General features: G+C 47.2%; 16 protein-coding genes. 5 read left to right on the top strand and 11 right to left on the bottom strand.

Annotation, left to right across the window (positions count from 1 at the left end; genetic code table 11):
• Positions 1-47: 47 nt before the first annotated feature.
• The 4 genes from ACXAD4_RS29380 to ACXAD4_RS29365 all read left to right on the top strand — a co-directional run bounded on the left by ACXAD4_RS29380 (position 48) and on the right by ACXAD4_RS29365 (position 2916).
• Entirely contained in the window at positions 48-263 is a 216-nt protein-coding gene (locus tag ACXAD4_RS29380; RefSeq protein ID WP_475245830.1) for a hypothetical protein, read from the top strand.
• Between the two features lie 4 nt (positions 264-267).
• The gene (locus tag ACXAD4_RS29375) at positions 268-489 is read left to right on the top strand and encodes a hypothetical protein (RefSeq protein WP_475245829.1); all 222 of its coding nucleotides are present in this window, start codon (positions 268-270) and stop codon (positions 487-489) included.
• Between the two features lie 236 nt (positions 490-725).
• Complete coding sequence (locus tag ACXAD4_RS29370) at positions 726-1568, top strand: MBL fold metallo-hydrolase (RefSeq protein WP_475245828.1); 843 nt, start codon at positions 726-728, stop codon at positions 1566-1568.
• Between the two features lie 709 nt (positions 1569-2277).
• Positions 2278-2916 (top strand): hypothetical protein, encoded by a 639-nt coding sequence (locus tag ACXAD4_RS29365; protein ID WP_475245826.1) that lies wholly within the window; start codon positions 2278-2280, stop codon positions 2914-2916.
• A gap of 203 nt (positions 2917-3119) precedes the next feature.
• Here ACXAD4_RS29365 and ACXAD4_RS29360 read toward each other — a convergent pair whose 3' ends face one another.
• The 8 genes from ACXAD4_RS29360 to ACXAD4_RS29325 all read right to left on the bottom strand — a co-directional run bounded on the left by ACXAD4_RS29360 (position 3120) and on the right by ACXAD4_RS29325 (position 16662).
• A complete protein-coding gene (locus ACXAD4_RS29360) occupies positions 3120-4643 on the bottom strand; it encodes a hypothetical protein (RefSeq protein WP_475245825.1) in 1524 nt (507 codons plus the stop codon).
• 18 nt (positions 4644-4661) lie between these two features.
• Positions 4662-6053, bottom strand: a complete 1392-nt coding sequence (locus ACXAD4_RS29355) for a hypothetical protein (RefSeq protein ID WP_475245824.1) — start codon at positions 6051-6053, stop codon at positions 4662-4664.
• 2274 nt (positions 6054-8327) lie between these two features.
• Positions 8328-9395: a hypothetical protein gene (locus tag ACXAD4_RS29350; protein WP_475245823.1), complete on the bottom strand. Its 1068-nt coding sequence runs from the start codon at positions 9393-9395 to the stop codon at positions 8328-8330.
• Positions 9388-11859, bottom strand: coding sequence for a TcfC E-set like domain-containing protein (locus tag ACXAD4_RS29345; RefSeq protein WP_475245821.1), 2472 nt, complete (start codon positions 11857-11859; stop codon positions 9388-9390). The genes ACXAD4_RS29350 and ACXAD4_RS29345 overlap by 8 nt, the downstream gene beginning before the upstream one ends.
• Positions 11860-11872: 13 nt before the next feature.
• Complete coding sequence (locus ACXAD4_RS29340; protein WP_475245820.1) at positions 11873-12529, bottom strand: hypothetical protein; 657 nt, start codon at positions 12527-12529, stop codon at positions 11873-11875.
• Between the two features lie 153 nt (positions 12530-12682).
• On the bottom strand, positions 12683-13177 hold the full coding sequence (locus ACXAD4_RS29335) for a CS1 type fimbrial major subunit (RefSeq protein ID WP_475245818.1): 495 nt from the start codon (positions 13175-13177) through the stop codon (positions 12683-12685).
• Between the two features lie 144 nt (positions 13178-13321).
• Positions 13322-13693 carry a winged helix-turn-helix domain-containing protein gene (locus tag ACXAD4_RS29330; protein ID WP_475245816.1) on the bottom strand — a complete coding sequence of 124 codons (372 nt, stop codon included), beginning with the start codon at positions 13691-13693 and terminating at the stop codon, positions 13322-13324.
• Positions 13694-13911: 218 nt separating this feature from the next.
• Complete coding sequence (locus ACXAD4_RS29325; protein ID WP_475245815.1) at positions 13912-16662, bottom strand: glycoside hydrolase family 18 protein; 2751 nt, start codon at positions 16660-16662, stop codon at positions 13912-13914.
• A gap of 945 nt (positions 16663-17607) precedes the next feature.
• Here ACXAD4_RS29325 and ACXAD4_RS29320 point away from each other — a divergent pair.
• Entirely contained in the window at positions 17608-18003 is a 396-nt protein-coding gene (locus ACXAD4_RS29320) for a transposase (RefSeq protein ID WP_475245813.1), read from the top strand.
• Positions 18004-18498: 495 nt separating this feature from the next.
• Here the strand turns inward: ACXAD4_RS29320 and ACXAD4_RS29315 are convergent, their stop codons facing one another.
• From ACXAD4_RS29315 to ACXAD4_RS29305, 3 genes are all read right to left on the bottom strand, one after another.
• Positions 18499-21285 (bottom strand): glycoside hydrolase family 18 protein, encoded by a 2787-nt coding sequence (locus ACXAD4_RS29315; RefSeq protein WP_475245811.1) that lies wholly within the window; start codon positions 21283-21285, stop codon positions 18499-18501.
• A 773-nt stretch (positions 21286-22058) separates the two neighbouring features.
• A complete protein-coding gene (locus tag ACXAD4_RS29310; RefSeq protein WP_475245810.1) occupies positions 22059-22367 on the bottom strand; it encodes a hypothetical protein in 309 nt (102 codons plus the stop codon).
• A 17-nt stretch (positions 22368-22384) separates the two neighbouring features.
• On the bottom strand, positions 22385-22677 hold a 293-nt coding region (locus ACXAD4_RS29305; RefSeq protein ID WP_475245809.1), incomplete at its 5' end, for a ParA family protein.

Raw genomic sequence — 22677 nt, 5'->3', positions numbered from 1 at the left:
CCCCGGAGATGCGAGATGAACCTTTTTTATTGCGCCTTCGCTCCTAAATGAAGTCGTTATTATCGTACCTGCCATATTGCGACTACTTTGTTTTCTCCGTACCACCTGACTTACATGATGTGGCAGAAGATAAGCTTGCGAACTACCCTAACGTTGGTATTGTTTGCGGCCTAACCGGAAAGGTGATCAAGAAGCCGGTACTCAACCAAGTGGAACCCGAAGAGGCCTTTGAGCTCTATAAGACTATCGCCTTCAAAGGATAGATAAATGACTACACCTAGAAAGAACTGGTTCGACAATGTTGACCCAGAACAAGCACAACAAGAAGCAACTCAAATGGATGAAGAGTTTAAGCATGTAGGTGCTGAAGGCTCAGAAGAGTGGGAGCCTGAAGTACACCAGGCCATGGCAGACAACCCCGACCTAAGCCGTGAGCTCATAGAACAGGCTTTTATTGCCAAAGCAGAGATAGATGCTGGCAGAGCTTAACCCTACCCGCTTGCCGTGGATATGGAGCTAGCAGCCATCGTCAAAGAGCGAGAAAATGATCCAACTATCGCTGTAAGCTGGGAGCAACTAGAACAAGACGTTCCTCTCTTCAAATCCCACGACTAACACCCCTCGAACTTACTCAGATTTCACGTGGTGCACGATATAAGTGCTGTAAGCCACTGATATTAAACTGATATGCTCGAAGTTTTGAACAGCAACAGGAATGACGACAAATGAAAGTAAGCACAAAAGCATGGCTAGTTACTCTTGCTGGCATCATCACTCTATCTAGCCTTTCTATAGCTAACGCTGAAGTCCCAGCAATGACAAAGAAAAATGGCTATATCGAGCCATTTAAGATGTTTGATGGCGTTTATTATGTGGGAGACAAGTGGGTATCGTCCTACGCTGTAAAGACAAGCGATGGCCTTGTCATTATAGATACACTTGATTACCCATACTCTGAGTGGATACCAATCAACCTTGAGAAATTGGGATTAGAGGATGAGAAAGTAACTCACGTTCTAGTTACTCACGGACATTCAGATCATGTAGGTGGTGCTAGTCTCATACAGGATATGCACGATGCGAAGGTCATAATGACCAAGAGCGCACATGATTTATCAATCGAACAGTCAACCAGTGTCAAGAAGGAAAACCAATTCAAGCCGCCCACTCTGGATATAACAATACATCGAGACACGACTATGAACTTTGGTGGTCGAGAGTTTAAGTTTTATATGACTCCTGGTCATACTAAAGGTGATTACTCGTTAGACTTCACTGTTTACGACAATGGGAATCCTCATAGAGCGTTCATTGTTGGCGGTCATAGCGTACTGAGGAACGACCCAGAGATGATAGATACGTTCCTTAATAGCATGGCGAAGATTAGAACCATAGCCAATAAAGAGCCGAAGGTTAGCGTTAACCTTTCAAACCACCCGCATAAAAACTACCTGTTTGAGAATAGGGAAAAGCTAGGTGTAAATGGCAATCCATTTATTAGCGAGAGTAACTTTTTTGGATTCCTGCGGATGCAAGAGAGATTAGCCATAGACAAAGACAGAATTTAGCCGCTCAACGGCTTCAACGTCTAGTTCTACTTTCATTTCCATCAATCCTAAAAAATCCCACTATCAAGTGGGCCTCATCAATTACTTGCTCTCAAGCTGTTTTATTTCTTCGTCTTGGCACTTGTTCGCTGTTGCGTTCGAACCCATCTTCTCAAACGCTTGCACCAACATTGCTTGTTGTTGAGAGATTTCTTAGGCTTGGATGCTGAGATTCCAAGCACCTACTGAAAAAACCATTACTGCATCAATGGTTTCAGGTTCAGTATGTTGGCCGTGGGGGCTACTGTCTGAATTGTTCAACATCTTTTATAAACTATGAGTTATTGTTGATTTGCTTTTTGTAAACAAGAAACACCAAGACTCATCTCTACATTCATAAAGCAGTTCTTACTTTTTACTATTTCGATGTGATGCTCATATTAAAATTGTACTTATTTAGCTTGAAATAAAATTGAATGTGGTTAGGTCAGCCATAAAACCAAATAATATGTAACTTATTTTTTATTAAATAATGTCACCGTTATAAAATATAAATATAAGTCCACATAAACTATGTGAATATTGTATGCAAAAAATGCTTTCACTATTTTATTAATGAATTATCATTTGCGCGAGAAACCAAATCTTTCGACAGAGCCTTATCCTTGGTTGAATTCAAATAAAGGTAATTACAATTAAGTCAAAAAATAACACTTAGGATGAAATGTAAATGAAAATAATAACTTTCGCTGCTTTAGCTTCAATTGCATTACTTGGGTGCTCAAGTGATGATGATAATAATCATGTAGAGTTACCCGATCAATTTGAAGGTTTGTATTTGAATGAATCGGAAATGGGTGTAGATTCAGCAATCATTGCTAATGATGAGCAAGGTGATCTACTCTTAATTGATTTCAAATCGAATAGCACCTTTGTGCCTTTATCTTTTACAGAAAGCACAAACTCTATTGATTACGATCAATATAAAGAGGGGACGGCTGGTAGCTGGACTCTACAAACGGGTCATTACAGCGTCAACTTTAGTGGTACAAAAGCCAGTAGTGACCAATTAGGAGCAGAGTTGAATAAAACCTCATCAGAAGCTTTGGGAAATATTTCTCCTGATTGGAATATCATCGGTAACACGTTTACTTTTACATCTGATAATTCAAACACTTACAGTGGATCTTTCGAATGGGAATCAGATGGTTACTGGGAGCTTGATGATAACTTTCCATTCACAGACAGCTCTGGTCAGTTAATGTCATCAAATGCTGAAATTATCCTATTCACAAGATCAGGAAAAACATACTCAATAATTTATGACAAACAGCTGAGTAGTGTGATATCGCTCGATATACGTTTGTAATAAAATGAGTGAAAGGCTAAAAATCTAGCCTTAAAATCTAATTTTTTAAGGCTAGTGTTGGGGTTCACACCCCAGGTAATCAAGAAACCCTAAAACGTGGATCCGCGAAGTGTTCGGGAAAAATTTAGATCAAGATTGCTTCATCTCGCTCGTTTTCGGATTATCCGCCCGTAACCGGGAATCACATTTATTTTTGGGCTAAGTCAAAAATTATCTTCAAGCACCAAACTTACAACTCCGAAATATAACCCCATGAATGCCGTATCACTACTGCCGATCGTGAGGTTGATATAGTGGGTTTTGGCTAAATGCTTACCATGGGTATGGTCGATGATAAGTACAGGCTCCGTTGATAGCGGTTGTTTGTTGATCTTGACCTCCAGTGGCGTTACGCCGGCCTGACTTCTCAATACGAGTGGGGTGGCCAGATGGGCAGATAACCCGACAGATACGTTGGCTGCCAAGTTGATTGTCCAGTCTGAAAATGACTGGGTATTATCATCAAAAGGTATCTCAACCTCTGCCGGCCAGGCACCATAAATCGGCGTAATGCTAAAAGTCGGGGAAGGGATCACCGACGAAACTGATATGACCTTGTTGATGGCATCCCCCACCGGCTGGCTTGTCGGTTTGTTTTCAGTATTGGCAAAGGTGTTGGCCGGTGCTTGTTCCTTTTCTGCTTGGGGAGGCGGTGCCGGGATATCAAAGTGAAAGTGCAGCGCCTGATCTTTTTCCACCTCCCTGACTACCGTCTGCTTGAGTACACCACATATAGCCACAATGGTATTTTTGCCCCTTTCGGCCTTGAACTGCAGGCTCTCCCCCTCATCGATTGCGCGTTGGTTAAGCTCCCCGATTACGCGCTGGTTCACCTCAAACAGCGTCGGGCAGTTGCTGGTAAGGCTTAATTGGTATTGGTCAAAATCGATCCCCAGGATATCTTTTGTTACCTTCAACAAGAGGGGCGACAGTACAAGGTGGTATGTCAGCTCGGCGGTATAGCTGAGAGTGCCATTCAGATCCTGGCGAGCATCAACCAATTGGTAAGATTCAATCTCAAGATCAACACCTTGGTAACTGAACTGGCCAGAGCTAAATTCTTTTTTTAGGGCGCGGGCAACCAACGACTCCTTGAATGTGTTGGTATGGGTGCAGTCTGTCAGTGATCGCTTGGCACTGCATGGGTAGTTGCCGCGGATCATTCTGGTTTTGCGCTTGTTGCTGTAATCGTAAATGTAGTTGGAATAGTCACGCCTGAACGCGTCAATCTGGCGGCCCAATTCATAGCTGGTTGATTTTTTAAGTTTAAGTAGTTCCTTCGACACGATGTCGTCATCCACTGTCGCCTTGAGGGCTGCGATTTGCTTCTCAAGTAACGACGTTTCCTTGGCAAGGTCCGTCAGCACTTTGTATTCGGGCGTACCGCTGGGATCCGGGTCAACGGCAATCAACCTGACGAATTCATCCCTGGCCTTGTTGAGCTGTTCTTTGTTTAGTGCCAATTTAGATTCAAGTAACCTGACTTTCTCGCCCAGTACCGCTGTTTTTTCCCGGTTTTCGGTGATATTGTCGGCAATGGTTTGGCGCTGGTGATCAAGCGCATGGATGCTTGCCACGTCGGGGGAGAGCGCATTGACTATATCCTGCTCTATCCCAGCTGCGGCAGTTTCGGGAAGCAGAAATGCCATCAGTAAGAGTGCCGTAGAACAGGTTTCGGTTAACGTCATGATCGCCTGTCGCCACGGTTAAAGCGCAATAGTGCAAATGACATTGTTGTGCGCGTCCGATTTCGAGCCAGAAACAATGAAGTCATTGTCTGATAGCCTGAAGTGATCGCCCCCGGCGAGCCAGAAAGGTTTGTTGGCAATCTCATCCTGGGTGATGTAATCCAGGTTATCAAACAGCAACTTTTCTTCCGGCAGCGTTCCCTTGATAGTAATACATGCCTGCTGAGCATTGCTGTAGGATAGGTTGGCCAGCGTCTGTGTGTCAGCGGCGGCTGGCAGGGCAAACACCAACTTGGCATTACTGTCGGTACCGATAATATGGGGTTGGTACAGCTTCTTCTCACGCTTGATAGGCGGCACTTTCTTTTGCGGCTTGATGTCGGGGGAGGCCGCCTTTTCCGGCTTGGTCATGGCAAAGTTAAAATACAGCGCTTGATCTTGCTCTATTTCCCTTACCACCGACTGCCTTTCGCCATCGCAACTGGCAATGATTGTGTTGCTGCCCCTCGAGAGGTTTATGGCTAAGTTAGTCCCAGAGCCCACCCTGGAGCGGTTGACTTCATAGGTGGCATTGCAGTTGCTTTTCAGACTAACCTGATATTCCTCAAAGTCAATGCCGAGCATATCCTTGGTGGCCCGCAACAAACCCGGGTTGACGAGAAACTTGTATTCTACCTTAGCCGTATAAACCAGTTCCCCTTGCAGGTTTTGGCTTGCATTGCTTAACGTATAGGACAAGTCCTTGAGCTCGACACCGCCAAAGTGGTAATAGTCCGAGACGAACTCTCTATTGAGGATCTGCTTGGCAATATCCTGCTTGAAGCCATCGCTATTCACGCAGTCGCTCAGGGCGCTACGAGTATTGCATGAATACACGCTATTGATGACAGCGCGTTTGGCTTGCTTGCTGTAGTTATATAAAAAAGTTGAGTGCTTATCTTTGAAGGCATTGATACTGGCGCTCAAGTCATACTTCGTTGCCTTCTCAAGCGCCAGCAATTCACGCTTCTTGCTCTCGTCGGTGGTAAGCTGCTTTAGCTCGGTGATCTGCTGCTTCAACGACTCTGAGCGCAGAGCCAATTCCGATAGGGCTTGGTATTCCTTTGTTTCCAGAGGATTTTCAACGGATGTGATGACCTGGACAAATAGATCCTTGTGCTGCTTCAACTGTGCTTCATTCAGCACCAAGGACGACTCGAGCGACTCGAGCTGCTGTAAGTTTACCGCTTGGGTTTCATTATACGCAACCACTTCCTGCTGGATGGTATTGAGCTTGACCTCAATGTCATTGATACCGGCGACGACCGTCGAGAACTCATCCAGAACATCGTCCTCGATGCTGGTATTTGCCAGCACATAAGCAGGAAAAATTAATGGCAATAAAATGAATAGACCAACTTGCTTCTTCATGAGTAGAAATAATCCTATTCCTATATAAATAGAGCGCTGCACTTATTCATATTGTTATCGCTTTAAATTTATAGGATTTTAGTGACTAGCTATTTGGCGCTAGTTATATTTTGATTTTTGCATTGCTTAGTACACTCCAATCAGTGATTGGTCGGCATTATATTCGGAATACAAAAAAACAGAAAGTTAACTTAATTTTTTTTAATAAAAATTATATAAGCTGCCGATTTAGCCAGTTATCCCCGAAATTCGGGGGGCTGTTGCAAGAACAGACGTCTAAATTCTAAATCAGCGTTTTTGCCAACCAATGTGCAATTTCAATGAGGAACCCCTATTTCAAAGGAAGCATTTTGCCCCTGAAGTTATCCCTTGGTACCTTCGAGGTTATGGCTCCCCTCATTAGCGAGGCCAGTCTCAGTGGCATGCTGTTCGAACGAGGAATTTCAGATAACTGCTCAACCTCTTATCGCTGTTTTATTGAGTATTGGCCGGTATTACGCAAGACGTTGACAGTTGCCACTGTCGGGCGGGGTTCAATAGCTTGAATAAAAAAGCCCCAAGCTTTATTGGGGCAAAAGCATTAACAATAACAAAAGAATTTAGGTACATTAGTGTTGGTGCTAATAACGAGTATTGCTGTACTCAGAGTTATCAAAGACGCTGGGATAGAGGTCGCTATGTTGCTTGGCGGTGCCATCATGCCTTACCAGTACCTGATGGGCGCTATCCTATTATCAAAGGAACCGCCATATTTTTCTAACTGCCTTTTTTACGGCTCTTGCTCCCAAAAAAAATATTTTATTGGCCAATACAGTCGCGGTTCCTGGCTGTATCCATGAGTAGTCGATGTTGCTCTTGTGTTCTGTTGGCGGTACTTGTGATGTGAAAAAAGTAATCAATGGCAGCCTCTTTGCCTTCCGGACCTGAGTGTGTAAGTAATTCAGTTAGGCGCGATTTGTATCGGTTACTAAATAGAATAAAACGGCTGTGGCCAACTTTTACATGGCTATAGTTAGATAGGCCATTTTGAAGAGTGGAGCTTATAATATGGCACCAGTTTAAAGAGTTTAGTCTTATTGAGTGTTTCCTGTCATAGGAGGCTAGCTCAATGGTTCCTTTGACCTTATAAATACTTCCTTTTTCTGGTTTATATTTAACGAACCAGAATCGTGGGGCAAGCGTGTCAACGTTTATCCCTGCAACAATAAAAGTGTGTTCTTTTTTATGACGGACTACAGAGTATGGGGGCACCATTGGTAGTTCGCAGACAATACAGCTTCCGTGTATGGTATTTTTGTAAAACTCCCACTGATAGTAGTTAATTGTGTGGCGACTTTTTAAATGGATATCCAGTATTTTCTTTAAATTAATCATGGCTAATTGGCTTTTATTGTTTTTGATTTAAAAAAAAGCCCCCATAAAATAAGTGGGTTTGGGGGCTAAGCTGGAAATAGAACGTTATTGCCGACTTGCTGCATGAAATCCGGTTTCTTACTGACAATACTAGTAACGTGGGGTGTTAGTAAGCTTCCAGTACTGCAAGATATCGGCTCAGCATATCGGCCTCCTCCGCTATATCGAGGTTGGTTGCGTAATAAGCATTACTCAATATGAGGATGCCCCGACTCATCGTCGATAGGCCTTTGATGATCTGTCGGGTATGTTTTTTCCAAAATTGAAAATTATATCATTACATTTATTTAGGTTTAAATGAAATTACAATCATTTTATTTTGCTTGTTTTATATAGAATCAAATTTTCTATAGGGCTTTCCTCTGTGTTTTTGAGAATGTTTTATTTTGTTATTTTATTTTCTATGTGTGCTTTTGTATATTAAAACGTTTTTTTTGGCGGTTCCTGATCCCAATAATGGTTTTTTTATATTAAATATTGTTATGTGTTTATTTCTTTGGTGTATGCTTTTTCTCGATTTATTGAAAGCTGCAAGGCTTTTATTTTTTCTATGAATTGGAAAGTCTTTGTGTCAATAATTATTTGGGCATATTTAACGGGAGGTACTATCCGTGAATAGGCCTGCTGTTGTGTTGGTTCTTTCTTTTTCAGGCCGTCTTGCAGTGTCAGCTGCCCCATAAGTGGAGCTGATGTTGTTTGGGTGTCGAAGTGAGGAGGTTGTAGTTTTTGGGAGCCGTCCTTGGCAATATGGGAGTACTCGTTGGTATTTACGGTCCTGGGATTAGGCTCGAGTTTCTAGCCAGAAGTTATTGGCAGATCCCCGGCCGGGGTTGTTGTCAGCTTAAGTGAATTGGCTTGGCATTAGAAGTCAGCTTCGAAAGTCAGTCTGACGACATCATAGTAGACATTTCCCGCCTCGCCGTGCTCCTTGACCCCGCTGAGGGTAAAGTCGATGTAACCCGGGTATTCGTAGGGGCTACCGGTGAAGTCGGCACCTTCGATATAAGTAGGGATCCCGTGCCGCAGTGGGTAGCTCTGGTTCTGCTCTGTGAAACGCGCCTGGGTAGCCAGTACCATTTCGCTACTCGAGAATAAGCAATTCCCTTCTGGGGTAGCCGCAGCCGAATTGCTGCATTGCATGGTAATGCTGTACCGCTCGTTGCTCTGGGCTCTGAACCGCACTTCGCCGGTGAAAGAGTCATCATCCTCGTGGGAGGACGACAGGGACACCGAGGTATGGGGCATATCAATATTGAACACGTGGCCTATGACTAGGCTAAGGTTGGGAATGTAGGGCGAGGTTGTTGTGCCAGAATTAGTGTAAGAGGTCAATTTAATTTCTTCGGTGCTAAACTGGTATCCGCCTCGCGCAGAGTAGATCCCTGGAGTGACAGACTCTGGATTGAGGAGCTCGAAAGCTAGGGTGTAATAAATCTTATAATGATAACTTAAATGCTCTTTAATACTAACAGCCCCTTCAGTCCCGTAACTTTTTTCTCCATAAAAATTGTAAGAACTAGTGCTACTTGCACATGTACTACCCGTGATGGTGGCACTCCCTCCAAAAGTTTTTGATGCTGTTTTTTGGGTCCCCAGCGGGGTGATTTTTATTTGAGCCGTGCCTTTCCCACTTCTTTCATAAAGGGTGACATAGGCTGGCTCATTCACTTGGGCGCGATATTGGTGACTCGCAGAACCCTGAACACTGCCGGATACTCTGTACTTCCTGGCAAAGGCATTGTTTTCCCCGCATAGCGGCATACTGGTTCCGGACTGTGGCAACAGGAAGTTACCCATGGTATCGGGCTCGTAGTGCAGCAGCCCAACGGGAATGGTGAATTGTGCGCCGTGTACCATCCCAGACCATACCGCTAGGCAGAATACCGCTGTTAAAGATCGGATCAATATATTCATAGCTTGCTTACCCATTCTGGCACCCTACCTTGCCCAAATACACGAACTCTTGGTTGTTGCTGGACTTCAATCTATCGTCTAGTTCGACGGTGCAAAGCGAGCGGCCCTGGTCGTCGAGTAGCTCGAGCACCGGATACTGGCGCGAGACCGTCAGTTGGAAATATTCCTCGTTGTCGGTACCGTGGATATCGACGGTGGACTCGTGGTTTCTGATAGTGACCTTGGACTCGTGGTTTTTCAGAGTGATGCTGTCGTTACCAATGTCGCCAAAGTTGATGTAGCCGGCTGCCTCGAACGTCTGTCTCGGATCTATGGCCAGGAACGCAAAGTTCCCTTTGTAGAGTACATAGTTGTGGCTATAGTCATCGATGACGGCATTCGACGAATTGATGTACATACTGCTTTCTGTGAAACTCGGAACGGTTACTAGAGTGTTGCTTTCTCCAAGCTTTACGGATCTCCCTCCGCTGACGTCAGCCCGGACATCGATGTTGCTTCCTGGCAGGGTATCCATATTGACGATAACCCCGGAGCTGGCCTCGTTCCGGTCGAAGGCATATTGGGTTCCAGAGAAGTACATGTTGCCGCTGATCCTGCCATATTGGTTGCTGTTGTAGGTCCCCTGCAGGGCATCCTGGTACACGAAGCCGCCCAGGTAGGCGTCGGCACCGTCGAACTCGAAATTCGCATCAGCGCCGAGCCGCACGAATTCCTGCCCCCCGCCAGCAGATAAGGTCAGCTGGCTCAGTGTACTTTCCTCTGCCAGCTGCTTTGACATGATGACTTCACCATAGGACGATTCTCGTTGCCCGGTATAGGTGAAGTTGGTGCTCAGCGAATAATCCTGCCTGGAGCCGAGGATAAAGTTTAGAGATAGCGTAGCCAGCAGGTCATCGGTCGTCGAGGTCCCTAGCGAGGTACTCAGGTTGGCTGGTACGCCGAATACGTTGACGGCATTCTGGTTCTCGATATTAAGTTCGCTGTAGTCTTCCCTGTATTGCGGTGTATTTACCTTTGATGTATGGGCATTGAGCATGAATAGATTGGAATAATTCAGGTTCGGCATCAGTGATACGTTGAAGAAGTACGAATGGCTCTCGGCTCCGAGTAGATCGCTATACCGATAGTTGAAGTTACTGTTTACCATTTTGCCCATCAGCGTGCCCGTATAGTTTGTCTGCAGGTTAACCCCCCAGTCCTTGGATCTAATATTAAATTCAGTGGACAGTTCGACGCCTAGTGGGAAAGGCGGCTGGTAATTGATTGTCGATTGGAGATACTGGGCCGTGTCGATGTTGAGTATCGAGAGCGATCCTGTGGCGTACTCATGGACTTTGGACTGGTAGGCAAAGCCTGCTGCCAGTTCATCGTAATCTCCATCCAGTACATCGAGTTGCTTTGGTCCTGAGCTCATCATGCCCAGTGCCAGTGTGAAACCGCTGTCAGTTAGCGAATTGCTGACCGTATCCGTAATGGCTTCAAGCTCTTCGCCACCTAGGGAGCGGCGCACGATTGTCACGTCGTAGACGCCTATCGGAAAATCAACAACAGGGATTTGGGCCATACCGGCCGTTGCACGTGTGACGTAGAGCAGGCGGTTGCCGCGGTATACCTCGACTATGCCGGTAAATGGCATAAATACCAGCAAGGGTGAACCCGTGCCTTGCTGTTTATTCCTGAATGTCTCGCTGGTTGACGAGTACCAACCGCCCACCATATTTCGGCTGGGTATGACGCCGATGCTCGAGTTGATCAGGTCGTTCTGGCTGGATGGTTTGAACCCGAGCTCATGTTTGGTGCCGGCATAAGTCCTAGAGCCGAGCAACTTACCGACGTTCACCGAGTTGCTCCCATTATAGCGGTCAAGTATAGGCTCGGCCTCGATGAGGTATTCGGCATAGGATACCTGCCCGGACAGTGACAGGGAGCCGTTGGAATTATCACCTTCTGTGAAGTTGGCGTTGTACCGTAAGCTTCCGCTCACCGTGTCCACCGTACTACGGCCGATGTGCTCCCGTCCCTGCATAGTTTGGCTTCTCTCGGCTCTAATGCCGAAATGTTGGTTCAATGCCGGGATAGATCGGCTGTCCGGCTGTAAGTATACCAGTTGTACCTTGTCTTCGAACTTTTCATGTAGTGTGAAGCTCATGGACTTGCAGAGGTTCTCATTATCAATGATGTCGCGGATGAGTGCGCTCGATACGCAGTGGTATGTCTTGTCAAACTCTAGCTCTTGCCCGTCCGAGCGGTAGTGCTTTTTACCAGAGTCAGAGAAAACAATTTCACCCTCGTCAATTGTGATATTTAAATACAGCAGTTCGGTCGGTGTCGCGTTGTGGCCCAGCAGGCCTTCAAAACCAGCTGGAGTTATAAAACTAAATTCGTCCTGTGAGGTTGCTGCCTCTGTCTGTGTAGCAGCAACCTGAAAGCAATGAAGCACTGCCCAAGCAATAAATAAATTTTTTTTTATTTGTGTCATAGGATTTATTAGCTTAGTGGTTTGTGACGACTCTCTTGCCTGCACCTGGCTCGATTAAGTCACACTGCCATGTTAATTTTTTTTCCCCTTTGATGATTGGATTAAAATCTAGCTGGCGCGCGGGGGGGAGTCGAAATTCCGTAAATACCTTGCAGTCGTTGCCTCGGCAGATATTGCAGTTTTGCATCAAGGTTATACTGTCACCGTTGTTGGTTACCTTGCTTCCATCTATGTCGAGTTGGTAAGTTGGGTTCGATTTGACGACAGTGGCAAATGTCGTTGAAGAAATGGAAAAAAATAACTCAGCTTTATTTTCATTGTTGTTTTCAAGTCCTATATATTCTAATTCCGTTACTGGGTAAAATCTGATTTTATAATTCCTGTCATCATCAAGGCTTTTCCCTGTATATATTGCCCTTACACTGGTCTGGCCATTTGGTGGGATGGCTATTTTATCCGGAAGGACTATTAGGTCGTCTTTTTTCAATTTCCCCGTTATCTCTATCAGCTTTTCTTTTCCGGTACCTATGCTATCTGGGTCAATATAATAAACGCCGACCTTGACGAACCTTGGCGTTTTTTTGTCGGGGTTAGATACCTGTATTAATGCTGATGAGTCTTTGCTGTTTGATTCCAGTATTGTTACTTTGTTGGGAACCAATACCTGCATGACACTCGCTTGAGTTGGTACGCTAAAAAAAACAATAAATAGTAATAATATCTGTGGGGCGTAGTTTAGGTATACCATGGTTTTGTCCAGACATATAAAGTATGGAGTGCTTCCGCACTCCATACTTTAGAGTGAGCAACGTATCAAGTAAGCTTAAAAAGTATCTTCCATAACCATGTTAACAACGCCTGCGTATAGGCCGACTTGCTCATGGGTGCCGGGAGCAGCTTCGATTGATAGGTCGATTACGTGTGTTTCTGGGCTGCCGTCGCTACCAGAGTTTTGTACGATTCCGGTCGGTGTTGGGCCTAGCGGTATGTTAGCCAGCTTTACGATTAGCGGTACTTCGTTGGAGCCGCTGGTAAGTACTGCTTCCTGCTGCAGGTGTGCCGTAAGGCCGGTAGCGGTAACTGCTTGTAGGTGAAGATCGTAAGTGTTGAAAGTTTTGGTTGCTGTGTCATATGGCAACTCGATATCAGTTGGCCACGACCCGTATGTCGGCTCGACGCTAAATGTCCCTGAAGGGATAGTTGCCGATACATTGATGACTTTATTTATTTGGTCGCCATCAGCTGCATTTGCTGCACCACTAGTTACGAGTGCTGCCAAAATTAGAGAAGCAACAACACCAGTTTTTTTGCTAAACATGTTTTACCTTTTTATGTTTACTGTGTAGAGAAATGTTAATTTTATAGCGTTGTTGTGCTACATATAGTTAAGTTAAGTTAAGTTGAGTTAAGCTTGATTAAAAAACATTAAGTTGTCGTGATGTTTTATATGTTGAATTAACGCTCATATTTTTTCTATTGGAGAGACATCTACCATATCACTTAAAACAAACCCTACTCTAGGTACGGTTACTATAATATTCTCCTCTGCCACGTGTCGTATCTTTTGTCTTAATGTACATACAAGTTGATTCAAGTTTGTTGTTGATGGTACTACTCCTCGTCCACGCCAGACTTCATCTTCAATATAGGCGCGTTCTACATTCTTACCAACGTGAGAACACAGTAGTTTTAGCATCTTAGCTTCAGTTGTGGTTAGCCTAACTTTATTTTCACCTATGTTTTTTCTTATTACACGTTCGGTGGGGAAAAACACACACTTGTCATTTGTTCCGATTTTTATCTCGTATATAGAATTCATGGCCTCTTCTTCCATTATATGTTTCATTAATGCTTTAGTTGTTGATTTTTTATTGATTTTATTGGTTTTGTTGATTTGTTATACTAATAGCCTGTATAGGCTTCACAAGTATATGTTTAGCTTTATAAGGCACGTCATCACATAAATTAAAACGGTATATGTTGTCACGAAAATGAAATAAAGCCAGAGGAAATACTCTGGCTTTGTATTATTGATGTGGTTTATGCTAGTTACTATAGCGTAAAGTCGACATCCAGTTTCAGTGCCTTCACTGGTTTGGGCGCGCCACCCCAGCTCTGGGCGTAGATCAATACAGGCTCCTCGGTACGGTAATGGCCGGCAGGCAGGTTCGGGTTGTCATCAGCACTGATTGTTGCCCTGAAGGCGCCGTGGCCGTCCTGGACCCCGTCGTTCATGCGCAGGTTGCGGCTGCCGTACTGCTTGTGGCCACGCAGTCTGGCCGTGAACTCCTCACCCTCGTCATTCACCACCTTCACGTCGAAGAAAGAGGTGCCTGCCGCACCGCTCCATAGCGAGCGGTCCGGTGTCGAGGCATCGGCATGCACCACCCCGTCCTGCGGCGGCACGTAGAAGAACACGCTCTTCTGGTCCGGCCGCAACTTGGCGTAGTTATCGGTCCAGCTGCCCAGCTGGATATCATCCTGCTCGAAGTTCATATCCAGGTTTACATCCAGTTTTATCTCGGCTACGGGCTCCGGTGAGCCGCCCCAGCTCATGCCGTAAATTGTAACTGGCTGCTTGGCCGTATAGATCCCCTGCGGCAGGTGCATGTTGTCGGCATATTTGAAGGTTGAGTGGAAGGCGCCGTGGCCGTCCTGAACCCCGTCGTTCATGCGCAGGCCTCGGCTGCCGTACATCTTGTGGCCGCGGATCTTGGCAGTGAATTCCTCGCCCTGCTCGTTCACCACTTCAACCTCGATGAAGGAGGTGCCGGCCGCCCCGCTCCATAGCGAACGGGCTGGCGTGGAGGCGTCGGCATGTACCACCCCGTCCTGCGGCGGCACGTAGAAGAACACGCTCTTCTGGTCCGGCCGCAACTTGGCGTAGTTCTCGGTGGTTTCTCCCAGGGAGTAGCGCTCGCCCTCGTTCAGGGTTTCACACTCGTCACTTGAGACGTTGTCGCCGCAGGTGGTATTCCACTGGTCACGCTCTGCCTTGGTGGTGTGGTTTTCGGACAGGGTGTTGCCCAGGCCTTCGTTCAGTGCGTTGACGGTATAGCCGTTGTAGTCCTGCTCGACGGTCCAGGTGAAGACGCCGGCCAAGTTGTTTTCTTCGGCATACTTCGCTTTTTGGTGTGCGGTACGCAGCGTATCGCCGCTGTAGTATACGCCAGTCTGCTCGTTGTAGAAGTAGTCAGCGTTGGCGGCAGCATCCGTATACAGCTTGAAGCCATTGCTGCCTTTCATATCGTCTCCGGCCATGTTGGCATAGAGATCGTAGCCTTCTACCACCGTGGGCTCGTGGCTACCGAAAACGGAGGTGGCGGTGACATCTGTCGCCGAGCCAGGCACTCCCGCTTCTTGGATGGTGCCCTGCTTGCCACGGTGGTAGTTGGCAACACCCAGCATAATGCGCTCGGGCTCAACGCCGTAGCTTTTCAGGGTATTGATGGCCTTTTCGGCACTGTTCGCGCCGTCTTCACCGGCAAAGCTGCTGCCGAACAGGTTGGTTTGGTGGCCCAGCTTGTCCGGGGTGAACGCCCCCCAGTAGTCGTAGTTCATCAGGTAGATGTAATCGAGGATCCCGCCGGCCCCAGCCAGAGTCTTGTAGTTTTCGGCCCCGACCAGCTCCATATACTGCTCGGTTGCCCCGATGGCGCTGGAGATTTCGACATCCTGCAACCCTGCCCCGTCCAGCGCCGTGCGCATGTCCCGGATCAACTGGACGTAGTTGTCAGCATCCTCTGGCGTGTGGGCACCGGACTCGCCGCCGTGGCCCGGGTATTCCCAGTCGATATCTACGCCGTCGAAGTCCCATTTATTGATAAAGCTTACGATGGAGTCGACGAAGATCTTGCGGGACTCCGGTGTTGCCGCCATGCGGTGGAACGGTTCGGACAGCGTCCAGCCGCCGACGCTCAGTGCCAGCTTCAGGTCTGGGTTTTGCTCCTTCAGCTCCAGCATCTGGCCCAGCAAGCCGCGGACATTGCCCGGGTTCAGCCCGTCATAGTTTTGCTTGCTGGCCCCGTCGTAAAGGTCGCTCCAGCCCATATCTTCCTGGCGCTGGCTGACGGCACTCTGCAGGCCGGCCCACATATCGAGTACAACCATTTCGTGTTCGTCCAGCTCTAGGTCCTCACAGGCCTGGGCGACAGTACTGGCCTGTGAGCCTTTATCACCACAGATACCTAGAAATGAGTAAACCAGCTTGCCATAGGCTGTCGGGTCGATAGACTCCAGGCTGAACTGGCGGTCGTACTGTGCCCACTCAGAGACATAGCCTGTGACCAGCTTGTCCGAGTTCCGCTCGACCACGGCCTCGGCGCTCATGGTGCCGTTCTTGATATTGCCGGCGTCGTTGTAAATAACAGTTTGTTCGGTCAGGCCTTCAACACTGTTCTCGTAGTCGAAGTCCGAGCCTGGAGGTGGTGTGGTATCACCAGTCAGAGTGATGTTTTTAGTCGCTGTTTCACCGCTCGAGACGGTTACTTTGGCTGTAACAGCATCTTGCTCGGCCACCATTTCAGGCGGTACAGCCATTTCACCTTGAATGGTGGCCATATCTGAGCCAGGGTCGTGGCTGGTCAAAGTGAACTGGTCACGATCCTGGCATCCTACTTTTTCAGCGTCGACAAAGTAGCAAGCTTCGCTTGGTACTTTTGCCCAGTTCATATCAAAGACGATTTTGACATTATTTCGATCTTGCTCTGAGAGTGTGCCGTAGTCTAGCGTGATGTGGCTAGCGTGTGCACCTATTGCCATAGAAATAGCTATGGCAGTAAAGCTTATTTTTCCTACGTTCATTGTATTCCTGCTAAATTCCGATTTATTGGCCCCATAGGGAGTAAGCGATACCAATTATCGGGATAGGAAAACAGCAATCACGTTAACTATTATTAAATAATACTAACCAACTTAGTTCATTAAGTATTATCATTGTACGAGTGGTTTTTGGCTTGCATGAGGTGGTAAAGGATCTTTAGTGTTGGAATAAGTTAATATTCCTTTTATGGCTTCTTTTTAGAGGCATTTATCAGAGCATTAGCAACTGTATACGGTGGCGTCTACTTAACAATGCTTAACATAAATTAAGGTGCATCTATGTCAGTTAATGATAAAAAATTATTTGGTGTTAGTGTTACAACCTATTAAATAACATTTTTACAACAATAAATAACTCAGATTATGAAGAAGTGGGAACAGTTTGATAAGAGGGTCTATCGCGCCCTTTATCGAGCAATGGAGAGGAGTGGTCACCTCTCTTTGCTATCAATCGTTATTAGTCAAAAAAAAATTCAAAATAGTAATAGTAATATATTCTTACCTAGAAAGGTATACCGTGTTAACTTACTTCAGGATAAGTATGAAAAAACCAATAACTGTAAAGCTGATAATTTCAGGATGAGAAGATTAACGAGGTAGACATATTTACATAGAAGGCTTTTCGTTATCTAACCCTTTTGGTAATAAGGTTTCTGCTACTCCTAGGAAAAAATAATTAGATTTTTCACACTATAAATTAGTTTCTAATAGTGAATTTCTAAACCCACTTGCTGGGTGACCATATAGGAATGAGATTATTGATTTACCTTTTGTTTTGAGCCCTGAGCCACCCATTTCAGTAGGTGTTTATCATCCAGAGAGGCTTTGCCTGAAGTACTACTCATTGCTAAATGATTTCTTGATCTTTCGCGAAGTCAATATCATACCATATGGACTTCCAAGTATCGTTCAGGGTTTTGAAGAGCAATGTGGATAAAGAGGTTTATCGGTGTATCCAGGTGTACTGTAATCAACTTGGATGTGAGATCATTGAGTTTAATGTACAAGTTGATAGGGTTATTGAAAGGAAAAATAGCCCTGAAGTTATTCAGCAAGTTTCCGTATTTGAGGAAGAATAAGCGTTGGGGAAATCACTTTTGGCCGAGAGGCTATTTTGTCGAAAGCGTTGGAATTAATGAAGACATAACCCGCCGATATGTAAGGCATCAAGAGAATAAAAAACGTCAAGAACAGTGTGAGTTAGTACTTAACTACACAAAGGCTCTCTCCTTGCTGGCCCATGAAAAGCCATCTTCTTTACAAGGTGGCTTTTTTACTTGTCAGGAACTATATTTTAAACTGTATACCGCTTGCTTAAGTTGAGTGGCGTTATATTCATGGATGAAACTAGTGCTTAGTGATGTGATAGAAACAGCCTTTATTCCTTTCATATATAGAATTAACTTTCCTGTGTGCCCCCTTTTCATGAATCAATTTGCCATATAAAGAAGAAGGATTTTCATCCATCTAACTTTAGAGTGTTTATATTACTGTGGTGAATGCAATGCTGGTAGATGTATTTTCTGTGGAATTGATTTGGTGGCGGAGCATGATACCGAATGGGATCAGTCTGGATGGGTTAGAAATGGAACTTACGATATAAACAGCTTTTACCTCCCCTAATTTTTTGCTGCAAATATCTTTTGACTCTCTTTATTCTATAGCTAAGTCAATAACGTTAAGATTTTTTCACGCCGTGATTATAAAAAGCAGGCTGTTATCTGATAAAAAAATCCGATAGGCGGCGCCTATCGGATTCATACCTAAAGATAAGCTGCTTTTTTGTCTTCCCTACAGCTTCAATACTGCTGGCCTGAGCTATAAGCTAAAGTCGACATCCAGTTTCAGTGCCTTCACTGGTTTGGGCGCGCCACCCCAGCTCTGGGCGTAGATCAATACAGGCTCCTCGGTACGGTAATGGCCGGCAGGCAGGTTCGGGTTGTCATCAGCACTGATTGTTGCCCTGAAGGCGCCGTGGCCGTCCTGGACCCCGTCGTTCATGCGCAGGTTGCGGCTGCCGTACTGCTTGTGGCCACGCAGTCTGGCCGTGAACTCCTCACCCTCGTCATTCACCACCTTCACGTCGAAGAAAGAGGTGCCTGCCGCACCGCTCCATAGCGAGCGGTCCGGTGTCGAGGCATCGGCATGCACCACCCCGTCCTGCGGCGGCACGTAGAAGAACACGCTCTTCTGGTCCGGCCGCAACTTGGCGTAGTTATCGGTCCAGCTGCCCAGCTGGATATCATCCTGCTCGATGTTCATATCCAGTTTTACATCCAGGATTAGCTTGGCTACGGGCTCCGGTGAGCCGCCCCAGCTCATGCCGTAAATTGTAACTGGCTGCTTGGCCGTATAGATCCCCTGCGGCAGGTGCATGTTGTCGGCATATTTGAAGGTTGAGTGGAAGGCGCCGTGGCCGTCCTGAACCCCGTCGTTCATGCGCAGGCCTCGGCTGCCGTACATCTTGTGGCCGCGGATCTTGGCAGTGAATTCCTCGCCCTGCTCGTTCACCACTTCAACCTCGATGAAGGAGGTGCCGGCCGCCCCGCTCCATAGCGAACGGGCTGGCGTGGAGGCGTCGGCATGTACCACCCCGTCCTGCGGCGGCACGTAGAAGAACACGCTCTTCTGGTCCGGCCGCAACTTGGCGTAGTTCTCGGTGGTTTCTCCCAGGGAGTAGCGCTCGCCCTCGTTCAGGGTTTCACACTCGTCACTTGAGACGTTGTCGCCGCAGGTGGTATTCCACTGGTCACGCTCTGCCTTGGTGGTGTGGTTTTCGGACAGGGTGTTGCCCAGGCCTTCGTTCAGTGCGTTGACGGTATAGCCGTTGTAGTCCTGCTCGACGGTCCAGGTGAAGACGCCGGCCAAGTTGTTTTCTTCGGCATACTTCGCTTTTTGGTGTGCGGTACGCAGCGTATCGCCGCTGTAGTATACGCCAGTCTGCTCGTTGTAGAAGTAGTCAGCGTTGGCGGCAGCATCCGTATACAGCTTGAAGCCATTGCTGCCTTTCATATCGTCTCCGGCCATGTTGGCATAGAGATCGTAGCCTTCTACCACCGTGGGCTCGTGGCTACCGAAAACGGAGGTGGCGGTGACATCTGTCGCCGAGCCAGGCACTCCCGCTTCTTGGATGGTGCCCTGCTTGCCACGGTGGTAGTTGGCAACACCCAGCATAATGCGCTCGGGCTCAACGCCGTAGCCTTTCAGGGTATTGATGGCCTTTTCGGCACTGTTCGCGCCGTCTTCACCGGCAAAGCTGCTGCCGAACAGGTTGGTTTGGTGGCCCAGCTTGTCCGGGGTGAACGCCCCCCAGTAGTCGTAGTTCATCAGGTAGATGTAATCGAGGATCCCGCCGGCCCCAGCCAGAGTCTTGTAGTTTTCGGCCCCGACCAGCTCCATATACTGCTCGGTTGCCCCGATGGCGCTGGAGATTTCGACATCCTGCAACCCTGCCCCGTCCAGCGCCGTGCGCATGTCCCGGATCAACTGGACGTAGTTGTCAGCATCCTCTGGCGTGTGGGCACCGGACTCGCCGCCGTGGCCCGGGTATTCCCAGTCGATATCTACGCCGTCGAAGTCCCATTTATTGATAAAGCTTACGATGGAGTCGACGAAGATCTTGCGGGACTCCGGTGTTGCCGCCATGCGGTGGAACGGTTCGGACAGCGTCCAGCCGCCGACGCTCAGTGCCAGCTTCAGGTCTGGGTTTTGCTCCTTCAGCTCCAGCATCTGGCCCAGCAAGCCGCGGACATTGCCCGGGTTCAGCCCGTCATAGTTTTGCTTGCTGGCCCCGTCGTAAAGGTCGCTCCAGCCCATATCTTCCTGGCGCTGGCTGACGGCACTCTGCAGGCCGGCCCACATATCGAGTACAACCATTTCGTGTTCGTCCAGCTCTAGGTCCTCACAGGCCTGGGCGACAGTACTGGCCTGTGAGCCTTTATCACCACAGATACCTAGAAATGAGTAAACCAGCTTGCCATAGGCTGTCGGGTCGATAGACTCCAGGCTGAACTGGCGGTCGTACTGTGCCCACTCAGAGACATAGCCTGTGACCAGCTTGTCCGAGTTCCGCTCGACCACGGCCTCGGCGCTCATGGTGCCGTTCTTGATATTGCCGGCGTCGTTGTAAATAACAGTTTGTTCGGTCAGGCCTTCAACACTGGTTTCATAGTCAAAAGGTAGGACGGCGTCGCCAGTAAGGGTTATTGCACGGTAGGCATTTGAGACACCGGCCGTTGATTTAACTATCACCTTAGCCGTGACTTCTGGTTGTTCGGCAACCATCTGGACAGGGACATCTATATCCCCTTGTATCGTCGCATGGTCATTCCAGTCATCGTGGTTATTGATAGTAAAATCATCACGCCCCTGACAGCCTACTTCTTTATCATCTATGTAGTAGCATGCCTCATCCGGTACCTTGCCCCAGTTAATGTCGAAGGCAATAATGACTTCGTTGCGGTCCTGCACCGCCGGAGTTCGGTAATCAAGAGTAACGGTGTTGTGAAAACTGCCGTCGGAGATTCCGGGAAGGTTGTCGTTTGCGTGGGCATTCATTGCCAGTGTCACGGCAATGGTAGTTAGCGCTATTTTGTTCTTGTTCATTGTTTACCTTGCTTTTGTTCGGGATGGAACTCAATAAAAGGAAGGTGATCTTCGAGGGAACCGGAATTAGGATCACGTTAAATATCGTTAAGTTGTGCTAATCGCGGCGCAAAAAAAAGAGAGCCCTTCACGGCATCAGCAAGGAGGACACACCGAAATGGCAGGTCTCTGCACTAGACTGTAGGTCCTTATTATTAGTGGCACTGTATAGGTGTATTACCTTTATAATACATTTATTGAGGGGGAGGTAGGTGTTGGTCGTACTTTCAGGAGATAGACGCTTTGCATTCACTCGACTTGAGCGTGAATGCAATGATTTCTTCGACAACGTCTTTATAGTGTATCACGCCTTTAAACTTTCCCATTGCATCGGTGAGTATCAGGAAGTCAGCTTTAGTTTCCTTGAGTTTTTTAATGCATCAGCAATATTCGAATTGTCGTTGATTGCAGCTTGAACCCCTTCTCCTGGCTTTACGTTTGAGGCGTTCTCCTTTATCCGGCCGTGTACGGACTCAGGTCTTGTTATCAAATACTCAAAGCAGCCTTAAAAAAAGGCCGAGAGTTCCAAGTCGGGGTTATCAGCGGCAGGATCCTGTATCTTGCCCTGTTACAACTGTATGCAGCAGAAGAGGAAGGAGAGTAGTGATACTGTCTACTGTCGTAATGTCTTTTTGCTGCTTGTTGATATATCGCTATGCTACACAAGAGATAACAAAGCCAATCCATTATCTCCTCCTTGAGATTTACCAAATTGTACGGCTCTGTTCGTCTTGTTAGTTCGCCTCGTTAATCGCCTTGATCAACGCTTTCTGGTTCAGCTTCCCGCGCATGCGGATCAGCCCGCGCATCAGCTTGGCACCGGTGATCTTCTTGCCTGTCGCCTCGCTCAGCTCTTCCAGCCACAGGCCCAGCTCGGCCTTGTCGTTCTCCGGCAGGCGCATCGGTACCGGCGAAGTACCTGTCGTAACATTCCGGCGGGTCGCTACCGTGGTGATTTTCTCACTTTTCTGTGGTTGCGCATCGGCTTCTGCCTTGCGCTCCTTGCGACGGTTCAGGGCCGTCACCCCTTTTAGTTTACTCATATAATGTATTACATTTGTTATACATTTACTCTTGCAATAACTTCTTTTGCAAGGGCTTTGTAATCGTTGATGACGGTAGAGCTTGGTTTGTAGGTATGGATAGGCTCGGCACTGACACTCGCCTGGCCGATAGCTTCGGTGCGCCGGATTGTGGTCTCGAGCAGCTTTCCTTCCAGGTCATTCAGCTGTTCATCAAGGAAGTTATTGATCAGCTTGTTGGCCTTGGCATATTCGTTGCGGAATACCGCATAGTTGACGTCGTCAGACTCTTTGACTTCTTCCAGTGCATCGAGCAGATCAGCCAAACCGT

The organism is Photobacterium sp. AWH4_225, assembly GCF_056158405.1.
Note: the sequence above shows the minus strand (reverse complement) of the source record. Positions and strands in the feature narration are given on the sequence as shown.

Coding starts and splice junctions, on each gene's coding strand:
- ACXAD4_RS29315 (WP_475245811.1), bottom strand. CDS start 21,285: ATGAACAAGAACAAAATAGCGCTAACTACCATTGCCGTGACACTGGCA.
- ACXAD4_RS29370 (WP_475245828.1), top strand. CDS start 726: ATGAAAGTAAGCACAAAAGCATGGCTAGTTACTCTTGCTGGCATCATC.
- ACXAD4_RS29375 (WP_475245829.1), top strand. CDS start 268: ATGACTACACCTAGAAAGAACTGGTTCGACAATGTTGACCCAGAACAA.
- ACXAD4_RS29360 (WP_475245825.1), bottom strand. CDS start 4,643: ATGACGTTAACCGAAACCTGTTCTACGGCACTCTTACTGATGGCATTT.
- ACXAD4_RS29380 (WP_475245830.1), top strand. CDS start 48: ATGAAGTCGTTATTATCGTACCTGCCATATTGCGACTACTTTGTTTTC.
- ACXAD4_RS29335 (WP_475245818.1), bottom strand. CDS start 13,177: ATGTTTAGCAAAAAAACTGGTGTTGTTGCTTCTCTAATTTTGGCAGCA.
- ACXAD4_RS29345 (WP_475245821.1), bottom strand. CDS start 11,859: ATGACACAAATAAAAAAAAATTTATTTATTGCTTGGGCAGTGCTTCAT.
- ACXAD4_RS29330 (WP_475245816.1), bottom strand. CDS start 13,693: ATGGAAGAAGAGGCCATGAATTCTATATACGAGATAAAAATCGGAACA.
- ACXAD4_RS29355 (WP_475245824.1), bottom strand. CDS start 6,053: ATGAAGAAGCAAGTTGGTCTATTCATTTTATTGCCATTAATTTTTCCT.
- ACXAD4_RS29340 (WP_475245820.1), bottom strand. CDS start 12,529: ATGCAGGTATTGGTTCCCAACAAAGTAACAATACTGGAATCAAACAGC.
- ACXAD4_RS29365 (WP_475245826.1), top strand. CDS start 2,278: ATGAAAATAATAACTTTCGCTGCTTTAGCTTCAATTGCATTACTTGGG.
- ACXAD4_RS29350 (WP_475245823.1), bottom strand. CDS start 9,395: ATGGGTAAGCAAGCTATGAATATATTGATCCGATCTTTAACAGCGGTA.
- ACXAD4_RS29310 (WP_475245810.1), bottom strand. CDS start 22,367: ATGAGTAAACTAAAAGGGGTGACGGCCCTGAACCGTCGCAAGGAGCGC.
- ACXAD4_RS29325 (WP_475245815.1), bottom strand. CDS start 16,662: ATGAACGTAGGAAAAATAAGCTTTACTGCCATAGCTATTTCTATGGCA.
- ACXAD4_RS29320 (WP_475245813.1), top strand. CDS start 17,608: ATGTGGATAAAGAGGTTTATCGGTGTATCCAGGTGTACTGTAATCAAC.